Source organism: Clostridioides sp. LIBA-2809 (genome assembly GCF_056688965.1).
In genome coordinates, this window is the sequence record NZ_CP197004.1 from 91,445 (window position 1) to 113,348 (window position 21,904).

Sequence of the window (21,904 nt, forward strand, 5' to 3'; positions counted from 1 at the left end):
CCGAAATTAACCACGAGGAGGAAAATAAAATGGCTAAAAAAGGTAAAAGATATGCAGGTGCATTACAAAAAGTAGATAGAACTAAATTCTATGATGCATCAGAAGCATTAACATTAGTTTCAGATATAGCTGGAGCTAAATTTGATGAGACAGTAGAAGCACACATTAAATTGGGTGTTGACTCAAGACATGCTGACCAACAAGTAAGAGGTGCAGTTGTATTACCTCACGGAACTGGTAAAACTAAAAGAGTTTTAGTTTTTGCTAAAGGTGAGAAAGCTAAAGAAGCTGAACAAGCTGGTGCTGACTTTGTAGGAGCTGAAGAATTAGTTCAAAAAATACAAGGTGAAAACTGGTTTGAATTTGATATAGTAGTTGCTACTCCAGATATGATGGGTGTAGTAGGTAGATTAGGTAGAGTATTAGGACCTAAAGGTTTAATGCCAAACCCTAAATCAGGAACAGTTACATTTGATGTAGCTAAAGCTATAGATGAAATAAAAGCTGGTAAAGTTGAATACAGATTAGACAAAACTAACATAATACACGTTCCAGTAGGAAAAGTATCATTTGGTGGAGAAAAATTAGCTGAAAACTTTGCAGCATTAATGGATGCTATAATAAAAGCTAAACCAGCTGCTGCTAAAGGACAATATTTAAGAAGTGTAACAGTAGCTTCTTCAATGGGACCTGGAGTTAAAATAAACCCAGCAAGAACAGCTGAATAATAAAACTGTTGACACAGGTTGACAAAAATGTTATTATATCACTTGTCAATGTAAAAAAGAATAGATTTGCCGTAGATAGTGGGTGCGAAAGCTTAATATCCCGCCGAGGTTTTAGATAAATTGAGATTACTAAAGCTTTTGATGTCTACTTTTGGCAACAAAAGCTTTTTATAATGTTGCGGTAAATACTAAGCCTATTTGGTGAAGGAGGTGCACATCTATATGAGAAAAGCTATAGAAATTAAATCAGAAGTTGTTTCTGAGATAGTTGAAAAGTTACAAAAATCTTCTGCTGCTGTTGTTGTAGATTACAAAGGATTAACAGTTGAAGAAGTAACTGAGTTAAGAAAACAAATGAGAGAAGCTGGTGTAGATTACAAAGTATATAAAAATACTTTAGTTAGAAGAGCAGCTAAAGAAGTTGGTATAGAGCAATTCAATGATGAATTATTAGTTGGAACTAATGCTATAGCATTTGGATATGATGATCCAGTTGCTCCAGCAAGAATATTAAAAGGATTCATGGATTCTCATCCAAAGATGAAATTAAAGATGGGTATTGTGGAAGGTGCATTCTACGATGAGTCTAAAATTGTTGAAATGGCTAACATACCATCAAGAGAAGTTCTTATCGCTAAATTACTTGGTAGCTTAAAAGCTCCAGTATCAAACTTTGCATATTTAATAGATGCAATAGCGAAAAAGGCAGAAGGTCAAGAAGAAGCTTAATTGCTTAATTAAAAAATTATAAATATTAATTTGAAATAAAATTCGGAGGTGCTAAAAATGACAATAGAACAAATATTAGAAGCTATAGAAAATATGAAAGTTTTAGAATTAAATGAATTAGTTAAAGCTGCTGAAGAAAAATTCGGTGTATCAGCTTCAGCTCCAGTAATGGTAGCTGGCGCAGCTGCTGGTGGACCAGCTGCTGAAGAAAAAACTGAGTTTGATGTAGTATTAGCTGAAGTTGGTTCTTCAAAAGTTGGAGTTATAAAAGCAGTTAGAGAAATAACAGGATTAGGATTAAAAGAAGCTAAAGAAGTAGTTGATAATGCTCCTAAGACAGTTAAAGAAGGAGCTTCTAAAGAAGAAGCTGATCAAATAAAAGAAAAATTAGAAGCTGCTGGAGCTAAAGTAGAAGTTAAGTAGTTTCTTTAAAAAGATACCCAATGGGTATCTTTTTTATTTGCAAAGAATTATAGAATTTATTTGGAATTATAAATAAAATATTTTTATAAAATGAAAAAAATTTATATAATAGTATTAAATTAAGGGTATCATATAGTATGTAATGATATTTTAATTTAATATTGTTATTAAATTAAAATATAAACAATTATTGTAATGTATATATGTAGGGTATATAATTAAATGGAACTGTAAAAAATTACATATTATTTTAGAAAAATACATGAGTAATTTGGAAATAAAATGTAATAAATAATTAATTAACGAATATGAATTTTAAAATGAACTAAGTATTTAAAAAAATCGAAAATTGTAGACTTTGAAGGATATATTTAAGGAGGAATTAACAATGGAAAAATTACAAGGAAAAATTGCAGTAGTTACTGCTGCAACAAAAGGTATTGGATTAGCTTCAGCAGAGATATTAGCAAAGAATGGAGCAATTGTATATTTAGCAGCTCGTTCAGAAGAATTAGCTAATGAAGTTATAAATAAAATAAGTGCAGAAGGTGGTTGTGCTAAGTTTGTTTACTTTAATGCTCGTGAAGAAGAAACTTTTACTTCAATGATAGAAGATGTAGTTAAAAAAGAAGGTAAGATAGATATACTTGTAAACAATTTTGGTTCAACAAACCCTTCTCTTGACAAAGACCTTGTAACTGGGGATACAGATAATTTCTTTGACACAGTAAATACTAATTTAAAAAGTGTGTATTTACCATGTAAAGCAGCAATTCCTCATATGATAAAGAATGGAAAAGGCAGTATAGTAAATATATCAAGTATAGGTTCAGTGTTACCTGATTTATCCAGAATAGCTTATTGTGTATCAAAAGCATCAATCAATTCATTAACTCAAAATATAGCGACACAATATGCAAAAGATAATGTTAGATGTAATGCTGTACTTCCAGGTCTTATTGCAACTAAGGCTGCACTGGATAATATGTCTCCAGAATTCATAAAAGAGTTTTTAAAGCATGTTCCTTTAAATCGTATAGGAGAACCAGATGATATCGCTAAAGCTGTCTTATTCTATGCTAGCGATGACTCATCATTTATAACAGGAGATTTACTTGAAGTTGCAGGAGGATTTGGTTTACCTACTCCACAATTTGCAGATAATATATTAGGATAGTCAAGTTGATAATATGTAATGAAGATTTATGAATTAGTTATGTTAAAAATTCTATTTTTATAAAGACCATAGATATAATTTATATTGGAAAAAGTTTAATGCTCAAAATTCCAATTTAAATTTATCTATGGTCTTTATTTTGTATATTAAATAAATTGTATATATTTGTATAAATCTAATTATTTACAACTATTTTCTTATGGAATTATAATTAAATAGGGGAATGGTATTTGTATATAATTTTATATAGAAAATTAGACCTATAAATGCAAAATATGGATTTTATATTGAAAAATTGTACATAATACATAATATATGCTTAAAATAATTTACAAAAAATCAAAAATAATGCATAGTTTACATATAAGATAAAAAATATATTGAAAAATACTTGACAATATGCTAAAATTATTAGATGCGTTAGAATGAACTATTGTTTTATTTTTAATTATTGAGAGGTGAAAAGTGAATGCCACATCCTGTCACGATAGGTAAAAGAACTAGAATGAGCTTTTCTAAAATTAAGGAAATAGCTGATGTGCCAAATCTTATAGAAATTCAAGTAGATTCCTATGAGTGGTTTTTAAAAGAAGGTTTAAAAGAAGTGTTTGATGATATTTCACCAATAGAAGATTATACTGGTAATCTTATATTGGAATTTGTTGACTATTCTTTAGACGATAAACCAAAGTACGATATAGAAGAGTGTAAAGAGAGAGATGCTACATATTGTGCACCTCTAAAAGTTAAGGTAAGACTTATAAATAAAGAAACAGGCGAAATAAAAGAACAAGAAGTATTTATGGGTGACTTCCCTTTAATGACAGAAAGAGGAACTTTCGTTATAAATGGAGCAGAAAGAGTTATAGTAAGTCAATTAGTTAGATCTCCTGGTGTTTACTATGCGGAAGAAAGAGATAAAACAGGTAAGAGATTGATTTCATCTACTGTAATTCCTAATAGAGGAGCATGGTTAGAATATGAGACAGATTCTAATGATGTAATTTCTGTAAGAGTTGATAGAACAAGAAAGCAACCAGTTACAGTTTTACTTAGAGCTTTAGGAATAGGAACAGATGCAGAGATAATTGACCTTTTAGGAGAAGACGAGAGATTAACTGCTACATTAGAAAAGGATAATACTAAATCAGTAGAAGAAGGTCTTGTTGAGATATATAAAAAATTAAGACCAGGCGAACCTCCTACTGTAGAAAGTGCATCATCTTTGTTAAATGCTTTATTCTTTGATCCAAAAAGATATGATTTAGCAAAAGTTGGTAGATATAAGTTTAATAAGAAACTTGCTTTATGTTATAGAATAATGAATAAAATTTCAGCACAAGACATAATTAATCCAGAAACTGGGGAAGTATTTGTAAAAGCTGGAGAAAAAATAAGTTATGAGTTAGCTAAAGATATACAAAATGCAGGTATAAATGTAGTAAATCTACTAATGGATGATGATAAGAAAGTTAGAGTTATAGGAAACAACTTTGTAGATATTAAGTCTCACATTAATTTTGACATAGATGATTTAAACATAAAAGAAAAAGTACATTATCCAACTTTAAAAGAAATTTTAGATGGATATAGCGACGAAGAAGAAATAAAAGAAGCTATAAAATCAAGAATTAAAGAACTTATACCAAAACATATATTATTAGATGATATAATAGCTTCAATAAGTTATGAATTTAATATATTCTATAATATAGGAAATATTGATGATATAGACCACCTAGGAAACAGAAGAATAAGATCTGTAGGTGAATTATTACAAAATCAAGTTAGAATTGGTCTTTCAAGAATGGAAAGAGTTATAAAAGAAAGAATGACAGTTCAAGATATGGAAGCCATAACGCCTCAAGCGTTGGTTAACATAAGACCAGTTTCTGCTGCAATAAAAGAATTCTTTGGTAGTTCTCAGTTATCTCAGTTCATGGACCAAACAAATCCTCTGTCTGAGTTAACACATAAGAGAAGATTATCAGCTCTTGGACCTGGAGGTCTTTCAAGAGAAAGAGCTGGATTCGAAGTGCGTGACGTTCACCATTCACACTATGGTAGAATGTGTCCGATAGAGACTCCAGAGGGACCAAACATCGGTCTTATAAACTCTCTAGGAACTTATGCAAAGATAAATGAATTTGGATTTATAGAATCACCATATAGAAAATTTGATAAAGAAACATCAACAGTTACTGATGAAATACATTATCTAACTGCTGATGAGGAAGATTTATTTGTAAGAGCTCAGGCAAATGAGCCATTAACAGATGATGGTAAGTTCGTAAACCATAGAGTTGTTTGTAGAACTGTAAATGGTGCTGTTGAAATGGTTCCTGAAAGCAGAGTAGATTACATGGATATATCTCCTAAGCAAGTTGTATCTGTTGCCACTGCTATGATACCTTTCCTAGAAAATGATGATGCCAACCGTGCCCTTATGGGAGCTAACATGCAGCGTCAGGCAGTGCCTCTAGTTAGAAGAGAAGCACCAATTATAGGAACTGGTATAGAATATAGAGCTGCAAAAGACTCTGGAGCAGTTGTTGTTGCTAGAAACTCTGGTATAGCAGAAAGAGTAACAGCAGATGAAATAATTATAAAAAGAGAAGATGGAAACAGAGATAGATATAATTTACTTAAGTTTAAACGTTCAAACTCAGGTACTTGTATAAATCAAACACCTATAATAAGTAAAGGTGAAAAGATTGAGAGAGGCGATGTTATAGCAGATGGTCCAGCAACTGATTTAGGAGAAGTTGCACTTGGAAGAAACTGTCTTATAGCATTCATGACTTGGGAAGGTTATAACTACGAGGATGCCATATTAATAAATGAAAGATTAGTTAAAGAAGATAGATTATCAACAATTCATATAGAAGAGTATGAATGTGAAGCTAGAGATACAAAACTAGGACCAGAGGAAATAACTAGGGATATACCTAATGTTGGAGATAGTGCAATTAAAAACCTAGATGACAGAGGTATAATAAGAATAGGTGCAGAGGTAGACTCAGGTGATATACTAGTTGGTAAGGTAACTCCAAAAGGAGAAACTGAACTTACTGCTGAGGAAAGATTGCTTCGTGCAATATTCGGAGAAAAAGCTAGGGAAGTTAGAGATACTTCACTTAAAGTACCTCATGGTGAATCTGGTATAATAGTTGATGTAAAAGTATTTACTAGAGAAAATGGAGATGACTTATCTCCAGGAGTAAATGAATTAGTAAGATGTTATATAGCTAAAAAAAGAAAGATAAAAGTTGGAGATAAAATGGCTGGTCGTCATGGTAACAAAGGGGTTATCTCAAGAATATTACCAGAAGAAGATATGCCATTCATGGAAAATGGAACTCCTCTAGACATAATACTTAACCCACAAGGTATACCATCACGTATGAACATCGGTCAGGTTCTAGAAGTCCATTTGGGACTTGCTGCTAAGACATTAGGATGGTATGTGGCAACATCAGTATTCGATGGTGCTAATGAGTACGATATAATGGATGCTCTTGAGGCATCTGGGTATCCTAGAGATGGTAAATTAACTTTATACGATGGTAGAACAGGTGAAACTTTTGATAACAGAATAACTGTTGGATATATGTATTACTTAAAACTACATCACTTAGTAGATGAAAAATTACATGCAAGAAGTACTGGACCATACTCATTAGTTACTCAACAGCCACTAGGTGGTAAAGCTCAATTTGGTGGACAAAGATTTGGAGAGATGGAGGTTTGGGCTCTAGAAGCATATGGAGCTGCTCACATACTTCAAGAAATACTTACTGTTAAGTCTGATGATGTTGTAGGTCGTGTTAGAACTTATGAAGCTATAGTTAAAGGTGAAAACATACCTGAGCCAGGAATCCCAGAATCATTTAAGGTTCTTATAAAAGAACTTCAAAGTTTATGCTTAGATGTAAAAGTATTGACAGATGAAGACCAAGAAATAGAAGTAAGAGAATCTGTAGATGAAGATGATACAATAGGCGAATTTGAGCTAGACGTTGTAAATCATATGGGAGAAGTTGAAGAAAGTAATATAATAGAAGAAATTGAAGATGATTTTGCTGAAAACGCAGAAGATGAGGATATAGAGAATTTAGAAGAATTCGCTGAAGAGGATTTATTTGAAGAAGAAATAGATTTTGAAAGTGATGACTTTGATGTGTAAATTTAATTAATGTAAATCTCAAATAGAAGGGAGAGAACTCCTTGTTTGAATTAAACAATTTCGAGTCGATAAAAATAGCATTGGCTTCTCCAGAAAAAATAAGACAATGGTCTAGAGGAGAAGTTAAAAAGCCAGAAACTATAAATTACCGTACTTTAAAGCCAGAGAAAGATGGTCTTTTCTGTGAAAGAATATTTGGACCACAAAAAGACTGGGAGTGCCATTGTGGTAAATATAGAAGAGTTAGATATAAAGGTGTAGTTTGTGATAGATGTGGAGTAGAAGTAACTAAATCAAAAGTAAGAAGAGAGAGAATGGGACATATAGAGCTAGCTGCTCCTATGTCTCACATCTGGTACTTCAAGGGTATACCAAGTAGAATGGGACTTTTACTTGATATGTCACCAAGATCATTAGAAAAAATATTATACTTCGCCTCATATGTAGTAGTTGATCCAGGAGAAACTGGATTAAATGAAAAACAGTTACTTACAGAAAAAGAATACAGAACTGCTCTTGAAAAGTATGGATATACTTTTACTGTAGGAATGGGTGCTGAAGCTGTAAAGACATTGCTACAGAATATAGATTTAGAACAACAAAGTAAAGACTTAAGAGCGGAATTAAAAGATAGTACAGGACAAAAGAAAGTTAGAACAATCAGAAGATTAGAAGTTGTAGAGGCATTTAAAAAGTCTGGAAATAAACCAGAGTGGATGATTTTAGATGCAATACCAGTAATACCACCAGATTTAAGACCGATGGTACAACTAGATGGTGGAAGATTCGCGACTTCAGACCTAAATGATTTATATAGAAGAGTTATAAATAGAAATAATAGACTTAAAAGATTATTAGAGCTTGGAGCTCCAGATATAATTGTAAGAAACGAAAAAAGAATGCTTCAAGAAGCCGTTGATGCATTAATAGATAATGGTAGAAGAGGTAGACCTGTAACAGGCCCTGGAAATAGACCACTTAAATCTTTATCAGATATGTTAAAAGGTAAACAAGGTCGTTTCCGTCAAAACTTACTTGGTAAGCGTGTTGACTACTCAGGACGTTCTGTTATAGTTGTTGGACCAGAACTTAAATTTTACCAATGTGGACTTCCAAAGAAAATGGCATTAGAATTATTCAAGCCATTTGTTATGGACAAATTAGTTAAAGAAGGATATGCACATAACATAAAAAGTGCTAAATCTATAGTAGAAAAAGTTAAACCAGAAGTTTGGGATGTTTTAGAAGATGTTATAAAAAGTCATCCAGTTCTTCTTAACCGTGCACCGACTCTACATAGATTAGGTATACAAGCATTTGAACCAATCTTAGTTGAAGGTAAGGCTATAAAACTACATCCTCTTGTATGTACAGCATATAATGCAGACTTCGATGGGGATCAAATGGCAGTCCATGTACCTTTATCAGTAGAGGCACAAGCAGAAGCAAGATTCTTAATGCTTTCTGTAAATAATATCCTTGCTCCTAAAGATGGTTCACCTATAACTACTCCATCTCAGGATATGGTTTTAGGTTGTTATTATCTGACAATAGAAGCACAAGATGGAGCTAAAGGAACAGGCATGGTATTTAAAGATTTTAATGAACTATTACTTGCTTATTATAATAAATCAGTTCATCTACATGCTTTAGTAAAATTAAAGGTAACACTTGAAGATGGAAGCAGTTCATTAGTTGAAAGTACAGTTGGTAGATTTATATTTAATGAAAATATACCTCAAGATTTAGGTTTTGTAGATAGAAAAGAAAACCCATTTGCACTGGAAGTTGATTTCTTAGCAGATAAAAAATCTCTTGGGAAGATAATAGATAAATGTTTTAGAAAACATGGAAATACAGAAACAGCTGAATTACTAGATTATATAAAAGCTCTAGGGTTTAAATATTCTACACTAGGTGGAATAACAGTTGCTGTTGATGATATGAGTGTACCAGAAGAAAAGAAAGTATTTATATCTGAAGCAGAAGCAAAAGTTGATAAATATGAAAAAGCGTACAGAAGAGGTCTAATATCTGATGAAGAGAGATATGAGAAAGTCATAGAGACATGGACAGAAACAACTGATAAAGTTACTGATGCTCTTATGGGTGGACTAGACAGATTAAATAATATATATATAATGGCACATTCAGGAGCCAGAGGTTCTAAAAACCAAATTAGACAGCTGGCAGGAATGCGTGGTCTTATGGCCAATGCGTCTGGTAAAACAGTTGAGATACCAGTTAAATCTAATTTCCGTGAAGGTCTATCAGTACTAGAATACTTTACATCTTCACATGGTGCCAGAAAAGGTCTTGCTGATACCGCTATACGTACAGCTGAATCTGGATACTTAACAAGAAGACTTGTTGATGTAAGTCAAGATGTTATTGTAAGAGAAATAGATTGTGGAACAGAGGATACTACAGAAATTTATGCTATAAAAGAAGGAAATGAAGTTATAGAAGAGATATACGATAGAATTGTAGGAAGATATACTATAGACCCTATATTAAATCCTGAAACTGGCGAAGTTATAGTTGAAGCTGATGCTATGATACAAGAAGATGAAGCAGAAACTATAGTAGATTTAGGAATTGAAAAAATTAGGATAAGAACAGTTCTTAACTGTAAAACTAATCATGGAGTTTGTTCTAAGTGCTATGGTAGAAACTTAGCTACAGGAAAAGAAGTTAATATAGGTGAAGCAGTTGGTATAATAGCAGCTCAATCTATCGGTGAGCCGGGTACTCAGCTTACAATGCGTACATTCCATACTGGAGGAGTTGCAGGAGCCGATATAACTCAAGGTCTTCCAAGGGTTGAAGAATTATTTGAGGCTAGAAAACCAAAAGGATTAGCCGTAATAACTGAAGTATCTGGTAGAGTTGAAATAGACGAAACTGGAAAGAGAAAAGAAGTAAATGTAATACCAGCAGAAGGCGAAACTCAAACATATGTGATACCATATGGTTCTAGATTAAAGGTTAAACAAGGTCAAATGTTAGAAGCTGGAGACCCATTAACACAAGGGTTTATAAATCCTCATGATATAGTAAGAGTAAATGGTGTTAAGGGAGTTCAAGAATATATAGTTAAAGAAGTTCAAAGAGTGTATAGACTTCAAGGGGTTGACGTTAACGATAAGCATATAGAAGTTATAGTAAGACAAATGCTATCTAAAGTTAAAGTTGAAGACCCAGGAGATACAGATTTATTACCAGGTGGATATGAAGATGTATTAACATTCAATGAATGTAATAAAGATGCTGTAGCCAAAGGTCTAAGACCAGCAGTTGCTAAAAGAGTTTTACTTGGTATAACTAAAGCGTCTCTTGCAACTGATTCATTCTTATCAGCAGCTTCATTCCAGGAGACAACAAGAGTACTAACAGAAGCAGCAATAAAAGGTAAAGAAGACCACTTAATAGGACTTAAAGAAAATGTTATATTAGGTAAATTAATACCAGCTGGAACAGGAATGAAGAAATATAGAAATATAGCTGTTGAAAAAATTGAAGATTAATGGCAGATAGAGTAAAGAAATCTTGACAACCATTATTTGTGGTGTTAAAATAGTAAAGTGTGTTGTTTAAAAGTGCACTAAGGGCTTGAATAAGCTCTTAGTGACTTTTAGATGGCAATAAATGAAAACTAAAAAGCATCAAGCTAGAAAAATGCTAATATCACATATTTATGTGTTATAGACATTAAATTGTAAGTAACGTATGTTACAATCAGTCAGTATGAATATTCATATTGATGTAGTTGGCGGTCACTGATAAGATCGAAAATTTGGAAGGAGGTGCAGATGATGCCAACAATTAACCAATTAGTTCGTAAAAGTAGAAAAGCGGTAGAGAAGAAATCTACTGCTCCAGCATTACAAAAAGGTTACAACTCTTTAAACAAGAAAGTAACTGACGCTAGTGCCCCACAAAAAAGAGGGGTTTGTACTTCAGTAAAAACAGTTACTCCTAAGAAACCTAACTCAGCTTTAAGAAAAGTTGCCAGAGTTAGATTAACTAATGGTATAGAAGTTTCTGCTTATATACCAGGAGAAGGACACAACTTACAAGAGCATAGTGTTGTTCTTATAAGAGGAGGAAGAGTAAAAGACCTTCCAGGGGTTAGATACCATATACTAAGAGGTACTTTAGATACAGCAGGTGTTGATAAGAGAAGACAATCAAGATCTAAGTACGGTGCGAAGAGACCTAAAGAAGCTAAAAAGTAAAAACAATTAATGATTGATTATAGTTCGGTGCTTTAAATATATATATTTATGGCATCACGGCATTAAGTGAATTATGTCGAGTACCTATGATTTAAGTTAAATAATTAAGGAGGGAAGCGAAATGCCAAGAAAAGGTAATGTTCCAAAAAGAGAAGTTTTACCAGATCCTATGTATGGGAGTAAGGTAGTTACTAAATTAATAAATAATCTAATGGTAGACGGAAAAAAAGGAAAGTCTCAAAGTATAGTTTATGATGCTTTCGCAGTTATTGCTGAAAAGACAGGAGAAGAAGCTTTAGAAGTATTTAATAAAGCAATGGACAATATAATGCCTGTTTTAGAAGTAAAAGCAAGAAGAGTTGGTGGAGCAAACTACCAAGTACCAATCGAAGTTAGACCTGAAAGAAGACAAACATTAGGTTTAAGATGGCTAGTAAAATACACTAGAGCTCGTGGAGAAAAAGGAATGGTTGATAAGCTTGCTAAAGAAATAATGGATGCAGCTAACAACACTGGAGCTTCAGTTAAGAAAAAAGAAGATACTCATAAAATGGCAGAGGCTAATAAAGCATTTGCTCATTACAGATGGTAGGATATATAGATATCTTATAAAATTGAGGATATCATAAGGAGGATAACCATGGCTAGAAAGTTTCCTTTGGAAAGAACTAGGAATATAGGAATCATGGCTCATATAGATGCAGGAAAAACTACTACTACAGAAAGAATTCTGTTTTATACTGGGCAAACTCATAAAATAGGAGAAACTCATGAAGGAGCTTCTCAAATGGACTGGATGGAGCAAGAAAAGGAAAGAGGTATAACAATAACTTCTGCCGCTACTACTGCTTCATGGAAAGACCATAGAATAAATATAATAGATACTCCTGGACACGTGGACTTCACAGTTGAAGTTGAAAGATCTCTAAGAGTTCTTGACGGTTCAGTTGCTGTATTCTGTGCAAAAGGTGGGGTTGAGCCTCAATCAGAAAATGTATGGAGACAAGCTGAAACTTATGGAGTACCTAGAATAGCTTTTGTAAACAAAATGGATATATTAGGTGCAGATTTCTATAATGTTGTAAGCATGATGAAATCTAGATTAAATTCTAATGCAGTTCCTATGCAATTACCAATAGGTAAAGAAGATTCATTCATAGGTATAATAGACTTATTAAAAATGGATGCTGTTATATACAAAGACGACCTAGGGGTTGAAATGGAAGAAACAGATATACCAGAAGACATGAAAGAATTAGCCACTGAGTGGAGAGAAAAATTAGTTGAATCAGTAGCTGAAACTGATGAAGAACTAATGATGAAATACCTTGAAGGTGAAGAGCCTACTATAGAAGAATTAAAAGTTGCTATAAGAAAAGCTACTATAGCTTGTGAAATGAACCCAGTTTTCTGTGGTACAGCTTATAGAAATAAAGGTGTTCAGTTAGTAATAGATGCAGTTTTAGACTACTTACCAGCACCAACAGATATAGCAGCTATAAAAGGTATATTAGAAGATGGAGAAGAAGCTGAAAGACATTCTTCTGATGAAGAGCCATTCTCTGCATTAGCATTCAAAATAATGACTGACCCATTCGTTGGAAAACTAGCGTTCTTCAGAGTTTACTCTGGAACATTAGAATCTGGTTCTTATGTTTTAAATGCAACTAAGAATAAGAGAGAAAGAATTGGTCGTATATTACAAATGCATGCCAATACAAGAGAAGAAATAACTAAAGTTTATGCTGGAGATATAGCAGCAGCAGTAGGATTAAAAGATACTACTACTGGAGACACATTATGTGACCCTGCTAATCCAATAATACTTGAATCTATGGAATTCCCTGAGCCAGTTATATCTGTTGCTATAGAGCCAAGCTCTAAAGCAGCTCAAGAAAAAATGGGTATAGCTCTTCAAAAATTAGCTGAAGAAGACCCAACTTTCACAGTTAAGACTGACCAAGAAACAGGACAAACTATAATATCTGGTATGGGTGAGTTACACTTAGAGATAATAGTAGATAGATTATTAAGAGAATTCAAAGTAGAAGCTAAAGTTGGTGCACCACAAGTTGCATATAGAGAAACTATAACTCAACCAGTTGATGTTGAATACAAGTACTCTAAGCAATCAGGTGGTAGAGGACAATACGGTCACGTTAAGATTAGAGTTGCTCCTCAAGAGCCAGGTGAAGGATACAAGTTCACAAACAAAACTGTTGGTGGATCTGTACCAAAAGAATATGTTGGTCCAGTTGACATGGGTATACAAGGAGCTATGCAATCTGGTATAGTTGCTGGTTATCCAGTTGTAGACGTTGCTGTTGAGTTATATGATGGTTCTTACCATGAGGTTGACTCTTCTGAGATGGCGTTTAAAATGGCTGGTTCAATGGCATTCAAAGATGCTATGAAGAAAGGTAATGCAGTTCTTTTAGAGCCTTACTTCAAAGTAGAAGTTGTTACTCCTGAAGATTACATGGGAGATGTTATGGGTGACTTAAACTCAAGAAGAGGATTAATTCAAGGTATGGAAGCTAGAAGTGGTGCACAAGTTATAAATGCATTCGTTCCACTTTCAGAAATGTTTGGATACTCAACAGACCTAAGATCTTCAACTCAAGGTCGTGCAACTTATACAATGATATTCGATCACTATGAGCAAGTTCCAGCTTCAGTTGCTAAGAAAATAGCTGAAGGAAAATAATTTAAAAATAATTAATAATATAAATATAAAAAATAATCAGCGATATGAGATATATCTCATATCGCACAAGATAAAGGGAGGAAATTCAAAATGGCTAAAGCTAAATACGAAAGAACAAAACCTCATGTTAATATAGGTACAATAGGACACGTTGACCACGGTAAAACTACATTAACAGCAGCAATAACAAAAACATTATATGACAGATACCAATTAGGAGAAGCAGTAGATTTCGCAAACATAGATAAAGCTCCAGAAGAAAGAGAAAGAGGAATCACAATATCAACAGCACACGTTGAGTATGAGACTCCAAACAGACACTACGCACACGTTGACTGCCCAGGACATGCTGACTACGTTAAGAACATGATAACAGGAGCAGCACAAATGGACGGAGCAATATTAGTTTGTTCAGCAACAGATGGACCAATGCCACAAACAAGAGAGCATATACTATTATCAAGACAAGTTGGTGTACCATATATAGTAGTATTCTTAAACAAATGTGACATGGTAGATGATGAAGAGTTATTAGAATTAGTAGAAATGGAAGTAAGAGATTTATTAACAGAATATGATTTCCCAGGAGATGATACTCCAATAGTAAGAGGATCAGCATTAATGGCATTAGAAGATCCAAAGAGCGAGTGGGGAAATAAGATAGTAGAATTATTCGAGCAAATAGATGAGTATATTCCAGCACCAGAGAGAGATACAGACAAGCCATTCTTAATGCCAGTAGAGGACGTATTCTCAATCACAGGAAGAGGAACAGTTGCAACAGGAAGAGTAGAAAGAGGAGTACTAAAAGTACAAGACGAAGTAGAATTAGTAGGATTAACAGAAGCACCAAGAAAAGTAGTAGTAACAGGAGTAGAGATGTTCAGAAAATTATTAGACCAAGCACAAGCAGGTGATAATATAGGAGCATTATTAAGAGGTGTACAAAGAAACGAGATAGAAAGAGGACAAGTACTAGCAAAAACTGGATCAGTAAAGGCACACACAAAGTTTACAGCAGAAGTATATGTACTTAAAAAAGAAGAGGGTGGAAGACATACACCATTCTTTGATGGATATAGACCACAATTCTATTTCAGAACAACAGACGTAACAGGAGCTTGTAAATTACCAGATGGAATAGAAATGGTAATGCCTGGAGATAACGTAACGATGGAAGTAGACTTAATAAACTCAATAGTTGTAGAAGAGGGATTAAGATTCTCAATAAGAGAAGGTGGAAGAACAGTAGCTTCAGGAGTTGTTGCTACAATAGTAGAGTAATCTTTTACTAAACTAATGGATTTAATATAGAAAAAGAGGGGGTAACACCTCTCTTTTTTGTTTTTTGTTGACAAGTAGCACTAAAGCATATATACTAAACTAGTGCCTTGAGACAGATTAACAATCAAGTCTGAGGTTATGCTGTTGTAATAGAAAATAAAATTGAAAAAAATATAAAAAAAACTTGAAAAAATGTAACAGATGATATAAAATATAATAGTGTGCTTGAGAGATTAAGAAAATAAGAATTAAATCCTAGTGAAATACGAACTAATATCGATTTGAAAGTTACAACACACCCGGAGCAGTGTATCGGTATTGGTTGTACGCAACTTGAAAATTAAACACGTGATAAAGGAGGGAAAACAAAATGGCTAAGAATGAAAAAATAAGAATAAGATTAAAATCATATGATCACAAATTATTAGATTTTTCAGCAGGGAAAATAGTTGAAACTGCTAAAAAGGCTGGATCACAAGTTTCAGGACCTGTGCCTCTACCAACAGAAAAACAAGTTGTAACTATATTAAGAGCTGTACATAAGTACAAAGACTCTAGAGAACAATTTGAAATAAGAACTCATAAAAGACTAATCGACATAGCTAATCCAACACCTAAAACAGTTGACTCATTAATGAGATTAGACTTACCAGCAGGTGTAGATATAGAAATAAAATTATAAGAACCCCTAAGATATTATCCTATAGATGATTATCTTAGAATGATTACTCTAAAAGATGTAATCCGCTGTAAGAATTATAGGAGGTGCTAATATGAAAGGAATATTAGGAAAAAAAGTTGGTATGACTCAAATATTCACTGATAAAGGTGTAGTTATACCTGTAACAGCTGTTGAAGCAGGACCTATGGTCGTTACTCAAATAAAAACAGTTGATAAAGATGGATACAATGCTATACAAATAGGTTTCGAAGATGCTAAAGAAAAAGCTTTAAACAAACCTAAAAAAGGACATTTAGCTGCTGCTAATGTTTTAAAGAAACATTTAAAAGAATTTAGAGTAGATTCTGTAGAAGGATACACAGTAGGACAAGAAATAAAAGCTGATGTATTTGAAGCAGGTGCAAAAATAGATGTTACTGGAATAAGTAAAGGTAAGGGATTCCAAGGTCCAATAAAAAGACATGGACAAAGTAGAGGTCCTGAAACTCACGGTTCTAGATACCACAGAAGACCAGGTTCAATGGGAGCTTGTTCTTACCCTGGTAGAGTATTTAAAAACAAAAAATTAGCTGGACACATGGGAAGCGTAAAGGTAACAGTTCAAAACTTAGAGGTTGTTAAAGTAGATGCTGATAAGAACCTTATATTAGTTAAGGGAGCTATACCAGGAGCTAAAGGTTCAGTAGTAACTATAAAAGAAGCTGTAAAGGTTTCTAAATAATGACTAACCTAGAGAAAGGAGGAATAACAATGCCAAAATTAAATGTACTAAATGTTAGTGGACAAAACGTTGGAGAAATAGAATTATCAGATTCTATATTTGGCGTAGAAGTTAATGGACATGTTTTATACGAAGTTGTAAAAAATCAATTAGCAAATAAGAGACAAGGAACTCAATCTGCTAAAACTAGAGCAGAAGTTAGAGGTGGCGGAAGAAAACCTTGGAAACAAAAAGGAACAGGTAGAGCAAGACAAGGTTCTACAAGATCTGTACAATGGGTAGGTGGAGGAGTTGCTTTTGCACCTAAGCCAAGAAGCTACAGATATACATTACCTAAGAAGGTAAGAAGATTAGCTATGAAGAGTGCTTTATCTTCAAAAATACAAAATAGTGAAGTTATAGTATTAGATGCATTAAACATGGATGCTCCTAAAACTAAAGAATTCGCTCAAATATTAAATAATATAAATGCTGCTAAAAAAGCTTTAGTAGTTATAGCTGACAAAAATGATAACATAATAAAATCAGCTAGAAATATAGAAGGTGTTCAAACTGCATTAGTTAATACTATGAATGTATATGACATATTAAAATATGATTCATTCATAATAACTACAGATGCTGTTAAAAAAGTGGAGGAGGTGTACGCATAATGACTAATCCACATGATGTAATAATAAGACCAGTTGTAACTGAGCACAGTATGGCTGAAATGGGTGAAAAAAAATACACTTTTGTTGTGGCTAAAGATGCGAACAAAACTGAAATAAAAAAAGCAGTAGAAAAAGTATTCGGAGTTAGTGTTGATAAAGTAAATACTTTAAACTACGATGGAAAAGTTAAAAGAATGGGTAGAACTCAAGGAAGAACATCAAGCTTTAAGAAAGCAGTAGTTAAGTTAACTGCTGATAGTAAAGAAATAGAATTCTTCCAAGGAATGTAGTATTATAACAAACGAAGGAGGGAAAACAGATGGCTATAAAAAAGTTTAGACCAACTTCTCCTGCCTTAAGACAAATGACAGTTTTAGTTTCTGATGAAATAACATGTAACCAACCAGAAAAATCTCTTTTAGTTAACTTAAAGAAAAATGCTGGTAGAAACGTACATGGTAGAATAACTGTTCGTCATAGAGGTGGAGGACAAAAAAGAAAATATAGAATAATAGATTTTAAAAGAGATAAAGATGGTATACCTGCTAAGGTTGCTACTATAGAATATGATCCAAACAGAACTGCAAATATCGCATTATTAAACTATGCTGATGGAGAAAAAAGATATATATTAGCTCCAGTTGGAATTAACGTTGGAGATACTATATTGTCAGGATTAGGTGCTGATATAAAACCAGGAAACTGTTTAGCATTAAAAGATATGCCAGTTGGTACTATCATTCATAATATAGAATTAAAGCCAGGAAAAGGAGCTCAATTAGTTAGATCTGCTGGAGTTTCTGCACAATTAATGGCTAAAGAAGGAAAAAATGCTTTATTAAGATTACCATCAGGTGAGATGAGATTAGTAAGCATAAACTGTAAAGCTACTATAGGACAAGTTGGAAATATAGAGCACGGTAACGTAGTTATCGGTAAAGCAGGAAGAAAAAGACATATGGGAATAAGACCTACTGTAAGAGGTTCTGTAATGAACCCTAATGACCATCCACACGGTGGAGGGGAAGGTAGATCTCCAATAGGTAGACCATCTCCTGTTACTCCATGGGGTAAACCAGCTCTTGGATACAAAACTAGAAAGAAAAATAAAGCTTCAAATAAATTAATAGTATCAAGAAGAACTAAGTAGTAAATTTATTTTTGCTCGGAAAGGAGGAATATAAATGTCAAGATCAACTAAAAAAGGGCCTTTTGTCCATGCAAGACTTTTAAAGAAGATAGAAGCTATGAATGCTAGTGGAAGTAAAGAAGTTATAAAAACTTGGTCAAGATCTTCAACTGTATTTCCACAAATGGTAGAAAACACTATAGCTGTTCATGATGGAAGAAAACATGTTCCAGTATATATAACAGAAGATATGGTTGGACATAAATTAGGTGAGTTCGTTCCTACTAGAACTTTCAAAGGACATAAGGATGACGAAAAATCTAATAAGAGAAAATAATTAAATTATGACTAAGAAAGGAGGAATAACAATGGAAGCAAAAGCTACTGCTAAATACGTACGTGTATCACCAAGAAAAGCAGGCCAAATATGTGACCTTGTTAGAGGAAAGAATGTTGATGAAGCATTAGCAATATTAAAGTTTACTCCAAGAGGAGCAGCTTCAATAATAGCTAAGGTTGTAAAATCAGCTAAAGCTAACGCAGAAAACAATCACGAAATGGATACTGAAAAATTATATATAGCATCAATAGTTGCTAATCAAGGACCAACAATGAAGAGATTCATGCCTAGAGCTATGGGTCGTGCAACTACAATAAGAAAAAGAACTTCTCATATAGAGGTTGTTGTTAAAGAGAAAAAATAATTAATAGATAGGAGGGAAAGTAATGGGTCAAAAGGTTAATCCACACGGCTTAAGAGTCGGTGTTATAAAAGATTGGGACTCAAGATGGTTCGCTACTGATAAAAAAGAGTTCGGAAACTTATTATTAGAAGACCATAATATACGTAAATTCTTAAAGAAAAGATTATACTCAGCTGGAGTTGCTAAGATAGAAATAGAAAGATCAGCTAACAAAATAAAAATGGACTTACACGTTGCTAAGCCAGGAGTAGTTATAGGAAGAGCTGGTGCAGGAATCGAAGCATTAAAAGTTGAATTAGAAAAAATGACAAAGAAAACTATAATAGTTAATATAGTAGAAGTAAGAAGTACAGATAAAAATGCTCAATTAGTAGCTGAAAATATAGCTTTAGCTATAGAGAGAAGAGTTGCTTTCAGAAGAGCAATGAAACAAGCTATACAAAGAGCAATGAAATCTGGTGCTAAAGGAATAAAAGTTTCTGCTTCAGGAAGATTAGGTGGAGCTGAGATGGCTAGAACTGAAGGTTATAGTGAAGGAAATGTGCCACTACAAACTTTAAGAGCAGATATAGATTATGGTTTCGCTGAAGCTGATACTACTTATGGAAAAATCGGTATAAAAGTTTGGATATGTAATGGTGAAGTTTTACCAACTAGAGACGGTGTAAATCCAAGAGAAGAAAGCAGAAAGAGCGATAGAAGAGACAATAAGAGAGATAACAGAAGAAACGATAGAAGAGGAAATGACAATAGAAACTATAGAGGAAATGATAATAGAGGAAATGATAACAGAGGAAACTACAGAGGACAAAGACCTCAAGGTGGATCAAGACCTCAAAGAACTGAAAACAAAGGAAATTAATAATAGTTAGGTTCAAGGAAGGAGGAAAAATACTCATGTTAATGCCAAAAAGAGTAAAGCGTCGTAGAGTTCATAGAGGAAGTATGGCTGGGCAAGCTCATAAAGGTAACAAAGTTACTTATGGTGAGTTTGGATTAGTAGCTTTAGAAGCTTCTTGGATAACTTCTAATCAAATAGAAGCTGCCAGAATCGCGATGACTAGATATATAAAAAGAGGGGGAAAGGTTTGGATAAAAATATTCCCTCATAAACCAGTAACAAGAAAACCAGCAGAAACTCGTATGGGTGCAGGGAAAGGTTCTCCAGAATATTGGGTAGCTGTAGTTAAGCCAGGAAGAGTTATGTTTGAATTAGCGGGTGTTTCTGAAGATAAGGCAAGAGAAGCTATGAGACTTGCTGCACATAAATTACCAATCAAATGTAAATTTGTGAAAAAAGAAGATTTAGAAGTAAAGGGTGGTGAATAGGATGAAAGCTAAAGAATTAAGAGATTTAACAAGCGAAGAGCTAATGAACAAATTAAACGACTTCAAAAGTGAATTATTTAGCTTAAGATTCCAATTAGCTACTGGTCAATTAGAAAATACAGCTAGAATAAAGTTTGTTAAGAAGGATATAGCAAAAGTTAAAACTGTTCTTGCTGAAAGAAAGTTATACGAAACTAGAGCTTAATTTGGAAAGGAGGCTTTTTAAACATGGAAAGAGGAAGAAGAAAAGTTAGAATAGGCCGTGTTGTTAGTGATAAGATGGATAAAACAATAGTAGTAGCTGTTGAAGAGTTTGTACGTCATCCACTATATAATAAACGTGTTAAGAGAACTAAGAAATTCAAGGCTCATGATGAAAAGAATATATGTAACATCGGAGATAGAGTTAAAATAATGGAAACTAGACCTTTATCAAAAGACAAGAGATTTAGACTAGTTGAAGTTGTTGAGAAAGTGAAATAGTTTTTGAAGAAGGAGGGATTACGATATGATACAACAAGAATCACGTCTAAGAGTTGCTGATAACTCAGGAGCTAAAGAAATTTTATGTATACGTGTTCTAGGCGGAAGTAAAAGAAGATATGGTAACATAGGTGACGTTATAGTTGCTACTGTTAAAAGTGCAACACCTGGTGGAGTTGTAAAAAAAGGTAAAGTTGTTAAAGCTGTTATAGTGAGAACTAAACAAGGCATGAGACGTAATGATGGAAGTTATATTTCTTTTGATGAGAATGCAGCTGTTATAATAAAAGACGATAAAACTCCAGTAGGGACTCGTATATTCGGGCCTGTTGCTAGAGAGTTAAGAGACAATGAATTCATGAAAATAGTTTCTCTTGCTCCAGAAGTACTATAATTAAGGAGGTGCAATAGGACATGATGCGTGTTAAAAAAGGTGACACTGTTGTAGTTATAGCAGGTAAAGATAAAGGTAAAAAAGGTTCAGTTTTAAAGGTATATCCTAAAGCTAGCAAAGTGTTAGTTGAAGGTGTAAATGTAATAACTAAACATCAAAAACCAAGTGCTATGAACCAACAAGGTGGAATAATAAATAAAGAAGCCCCAATACACATATCTAATGTAATGCCATTTGATCCTGAAACAGGAAAAGGCGTTAGAGTAAGATATGAAGTAAAAGATGGGAACAAAGTAAGAGTATCAGCAAAGAGCGGAAAAGAATTATAATAAATATT

Annotated in this window: 23 protein-coding genes and 1 other annotated feature; all 23 genes read left to right on the plus strand. The window is 33.4% G+C overall.

Translation table 11 applies throughout. The features are described 5' to 3' along the window. Positions 1-29: 29 nt before the first annotated feature. The 23 genes from rplA (at position 30) to rplX (ending at position 21,896) form a co-directional block, all read left to right on the plus strand. Positions 30-728 carry a 50S ribosomal protein L1 gene (gene rplA, locus ACTG44_RS00615; protein WP_021382507.1) on the plus strand — a complete coding sequence of 233 codons (699 nt, stop codon included), beginning with the start codon at positions 30-32 and terminating at the stop codon, positions 726-728. 51 nt (positions 729-779) lie between these two features. After that, positions 780-908 (plus strand) — a sequence feature (ribosomal protein L10 leader region). A gap of 42 nt (positions 909-950) precedes the next feature. Then, on the plus strand, positions 951-1,457 hold the full coding sequence (gene rplJ, locus ACTG44_RS00620) for a 50S ribosomal protein L10 (RefSeq protein WP_003421187.1): 507 nt from the start codon (positions 951-953) through the stop codon (positions 1,455-1,457). A 57-nt stretch (positions 1,458-1,514) separates the two neighbouring features. Continuing rightward, positions 1,515-1,880, plus strand: coding sequence for a 50S ribosomal protein L7/L12 (rplL, locus tag ACTG44_RS00625; protein WP_021382505.1), 366 nt, complete (start codon positions 1,515-1,517; stop codon positions 1,878-1,880). A 388-nt stretch (positions 1,881-2,268) separates the two neighbouring features. Beyond that, positions 2,269-3,057, plus strand: a complete 789-nt coding sequence (gene hdhA / locus ACTG44_RS00630; RefSeq protein WP_479917875.1) for a 7alpha-hydroxysteroid dehydrogenase — start codon at positions 2,269-2,271, stop codon at positions 3,055-3,057. 469 nt (positions 3,058-3,526) lie between these two features. Next, complete coding sequence (gene rpoB, locus ACTG44_RS00635; RefSeq protein ID WP_021382506.1) at positions 3,527-7,243, plus strand: DNA-directed RNA polymerase subunit beta; 3,717 nt, start codon at positions 3,527-3,529, stop codon at positions 7,241-7,243. 41 nt (positions 7,244-7,284) lie between these two features. Further along, positions 7,285-10,770: a DNA-directed RNA polymerase subunit beta' gene (rpoC, locus tag ACTG44_RS00640; RefSeq protein ID WP_021382500.1), complete on the plus strand. Its 3,486-nt coding sequence runs from the start codon at positions 7,285-7,287 to the stop codon at positions 10,768-10,770. Positions 10,771-11,058: 288 nt separating this feature from the next. After that, positions 11,059-11,481 carry a 30S ribosomal protein S12 gene (rpsL, locus tag ACTG44_RS00645; RefSeq protein WP_021382501.1) on the plus strand — a complete coding sequence of 141 codons (423 nt, stop codon included), beginning with the start codon at positions 11,059-11,061 and terminating at the stop codon, positions 11,479-11,481. 121 nt (positions 11,482-11,602) lie between these two features. After that, complete coding sequence (gene rpsG, locus ACTG44_RS00650) at positions 11,603-12,073, plus strand: 30S ribosomal protein S7 (protein ID WP_021382504.1); 471 nt, start codon at positions 11,603-11,605, stop codon at positions 12,071-12,073. A gap of 48 nt (positions 12,074-12,121) precedes the next feature. After that, positions 12,122-14,188, plus strand: coding sequence for an elongation factor G (gene fusA / locus ACTG44_RS00655; RefSeq protein ID WP_021382502.1), 2,067 nt, complete (start codon positions 12,122-12,124; stop codon positions 14,186-14,188). 90 nt (positions 14,189-14,278) lie between these two features. Next, on the plus strand, positions 14,279-15,472 hold the full coding sequence (gene tuf / locus ACTG44_RS00660; RefSeq protein ID WP_169469762.1) for an elongation factor Tu: 1,194 nt from the start codon (positions 14,279-14,281) through the stop codon (positions 15,470-15,472). 370 nt (positions 15,473-15,842) lie between these two features. Next, entirely contained in the window at positions 15,843-16,154 is a 312-nt protein-coding gene (gene rpsJ / locus ACTG44_RS00665; protein WP_003421175.1) for a 30S ribosomal protein S10, read from the plus strand. Between the two features lie 91 nt (positions 16,155-16,245). After that, the gene (gene rplC / locus ACTG44_RS00670; protein ID WP_021386632.1) at positions 16,246-16,875 is read left to right on the plus strand and encodes a 50S ribosomal protein L3; all 630 of its coding nucleotides are present in this window, start codon (positions 16,246-16,248) and stop codon (positions 16,873-16,875) included. 29 nt (positions 16,876-16,904) lie between these two features. After that, positions 16,905-17,528, plus strand: coding sequence for a 50S ribosomal protein L4 (rplD, locus tag ACTG44_RS00675; protein WP_021386633.1), 624 nt, complete (start codon positions 16,905-16,907; stop codon positions 17,526-17,528). Then, positions 17,528-17,818 (plus strand): 50S ribosomal protein L23, encoded by a 291-nt coding sequence (gene rplW, locus ACTG44_RS00680; RefSeq protein ID WP_003435681.1) that lies wholly within the window; start codon positions 17,528-17,530, stop codon positions 17,816-17,818. Before rplD ends, rplW begins: the two co-directional genes overlap by 1 nt. A gap of 29 nt (positions 17,819-17,847) precedes the next feature. Then, positions 17,848-18,678, plus strand: a complete 831-nt coding sequence (rplB, locus tag ACTG44_RS00685; RefSeq protein ID WP_003421168.1) for a 50S ribosomal protein L2 — start codon at positions 17,848-17,850, stop codon at positions 18,676-18,678. A gap of 34 nt (positions 18,679-18,712) precedes the next feature. Continuing rightward, a complete protein-coding gene (gene rpsS, locus ACTG44_RS00690; RefSeq protein WP_021386634.1) occupies positions 18,713-18,994 on the plus strand; it encodes a 30S ribosomal protein S19 in 282 nt (93 codons plus the stop codon). Positions 18,995-19,025: 31 nt separating this feature from the next. Further along, complete coding sequence (gene rplV, locus ACTG44_RS00695) at positions 19,026-19,361, plus strand: 50S ribosomal protein L22 (protein WP_009887891.1); 336 nt, start codon at positions 19,026-19,028, stop codon at positions 19,359-19,361. 22 nt (positions 19,362-19,383) lie between these two features. Next, positions 19,384-20,223 carry a 30S ribosomal protein S3 gene (rpsC, locus tag ACTG44_RS00700; protein WP_054268681.1) on the plus strand — a complete coding sequence of 280 codons (840 nt, stop codon included), beginning with the start codon at positions 19,384-19,386 and terminating at the stop codon, positions 20,221-20,223. A gap of 35 nt (positions 20,224-20,258) precedes the next feature. Then, a complete protein-coding gene (gene rplP, locus ACTG44_RS00705; RefSeq protein ID WP_003421160.1) occupies positions 20,259-20,690 on the plus strand; it encodes a 50S ribosomal protein L16 in 432 nt (143 codons plus the stop codon). Position 20,691: 1 nt separating this feature from the next. Continuing rightward, complete coding sequence (rpmC, locus tag ACTG44_RS00710) at positions 20,692-20,895, plus strand: 50S ribosomal protein L29 (RefSeq protein WP_003421158.1); 204 nt, start codon at positions 20,692-20,694, stop codon at positions 20,893-20,895. 23 nt (positions 20,896-20,918) lie between these two features. Beyond that, on the plus strand, positions 20,919-21,173 hold the full coding sequence (gene rpsQ / locus ACTG44_RS00715) for a 30S ribosomal protein S17 (protein ID WP_003421156.1): 255 nt from the start codon (positions 20,919-20,921) through the stop codon (positions 21,171-21,173). A 25-nt stretch (positions 21,174-21,198) separates the two neighbouring features. Further along, positions 21,199-21,567: a 50S ribosomal protein L14 gene (gene rplN, locus ACTG44_RS00720; protein ID WP_021382511.1), complete on the plus strand. Its 369-nt coding sequence runs from the start codon at positions 21,199-21,201 to the stop codon at positions 21,565-21,567. A gap of 23 nt (positions 21,568-21,590) precedes the next feature. Continuing rightward, positions 21,591-21,896, plus strand: coding sequence for a 50S ribosomal protein L24 (gene rplX, locus ACTG44_RS00725; RefSeq protein ID WP_021382513.1), 306 nt, complete (start codon positions 21,591-21,593; stop codon positions 21,894-21,896). Positions 21,897-21,904: the final 8 nt, after the last annotated feature.

What these genes read in the sequence shown, in the direction of transcription:
- hdhA (WP_479917875.1), top strand. Translation starts at nt 2,269, where the DNA reads ATGGAAAAATTACAAGGAAAAATTGCAGTAGTTACTGCTGCAACAAAA.
- rpsJ (WP_003421175.1), top strand. Translation starts at nt 15,843, where the DNA reads ATGGCTAAGAATGAAAAAATAAGAATAAGATTAAAATCATATGATCAC.
- rpsG (WP_021382504.1), top strand. Translation starts at nt 11,603, where the DNA reads ATGCCAAGAAAAGGTAATGTTCCAAAAAGAGAAGTTTTACCAGATCCT.
- rplX (WP_021382513.1), top strand. Translation starts at nt 21,591, where the DNA reads ATGCGTGTTAAAAAAGGTGACACTGTTGTAGTTATAGCAGGTAAAGAT.
- rplC (WP_021386632.1), top strand. Translation starts at nt 16,246, where the DNA reads ATGAAAGGAATATTAGGAAAAAAAGTTGGTATGACTCAAATATTCACT.
- rplP (WP_003421160.1), top strand. Translation starts at nt 20,259, where the DNA reads ATGTTAATGCCAAAAAGAGTAAAGCGTCGTAGAGTTCATAGAGGAAGT.
- rpsL (WP_021382501.1), top strand. Translation starts at nt 11,059, where the DNA reads ATGCCAACAATTAACCAATTAGTTCGTAAAAGTAGAAAAGCGGTAGAG.
- fusA (WP_021382502.1), top strand. Translation starts at nt 12,122, where the DNA reads ATGGCTAGAAAGTTTCCTTTGGAAAGAACTAGGAATATAGGAATCATG.
- tuf (WP_169469762.1), top strand. Translation starts at nt 14,279, where the DNA reads ATGGCTAAAGCTAAATACGAAAGAACAAAACCTCATGTTAATATAGGT.
- rpsC (WP_054268681.1), top strand. Translation starts at nt 19,384, where the DNA reads ATGGGTCAAAAGGTTAATCCACACGGCTTAAGAGTCGGTGTTATAAAA.
- rpmC (WP_003421158.1), top strand. Translation starts at nt 20,692, where the DNA reads ATGAAAGCTAAAGAATTAAGAGATTTAACAAGCGAAGAGCTAATGAAC.
- rplD (WP_021386633.1), top strand. Translation starts at nt 16,905, where the DNA reads ATGCCAAAATTAAATGTACTAAATGTTAGTGGACAAAACGTTGGAGAA.
- rplN (WP_021382511.1), top strand. Translation starts at nt 21,199, where the DNA reads ATGATACAACAAGAATCACGTCTAAGAGTTGCTGATAACTCAGGAGCT.
- rplA (WP_021382507.1), top strand. Translation starts at nt 30, where the DNA reads ATGGCTAAAAAAGGTAAAAGATATGCAGGTGCATTACAAAAAGTAGAT.
- rplJ (WP_003421187.1), top strand. Translation starts at nt 951, where the DNA reads ATGAGAAAAGCTATAGAAATTAAATCAGAAGTTGTTTCTGAGATAGTT.
- rpsQ (WP_003421156.1), top strand. Translation starts at nt 20,919, where the DNA reads ATGGAAAGAGGAAGAAGAAAAGTTAGAATAGGCCGTGTTGTTAGTGAT.
- rplL (WP_021382505.1), top strand. Translation starts at nt 1,515, where the DNA reads ATGACAATAGAACAAATATTAGAAGCTATAGAAAATATGAAAGTTTTA.
- rpsS (WP_021386634.1), top strand. Translation starts at nt 18,713, where the DNA reads ATGTCAAGATCAACTAAAAAAGGGCCTTTTGTCCATGCAAGACTTTTA.
- rplW (WP_003435681.1), top strand. Translation starts at nt 17,528, where the DNA reads ATGACTAATCCACATGATGTAATAATAAGACCAGTTGTAACTGAGCAC.
- rpoB (WP_021382506.1), top strand. Translation starts at nt 3,527, where the DNA reads ATGCCACATCCTGTCACGATAGGTAAAAGAACTAGAATGAGCTTTTCT.
- rplB (WP_003421168.1), top strand. Translation starts at nt 17,848, where the DNA reads ATGGCTATAAAAAAGTTTAGACCAACTTCTCCTGCCTTAAGACAAATG.
- rplV (WP_009887891.1), top strand. Translation starts at nt 19,026, where the DNA reads ATGGAAGCAAAAGCTACTGCTAAATACGTACGTGTATCACCAAGAAAA.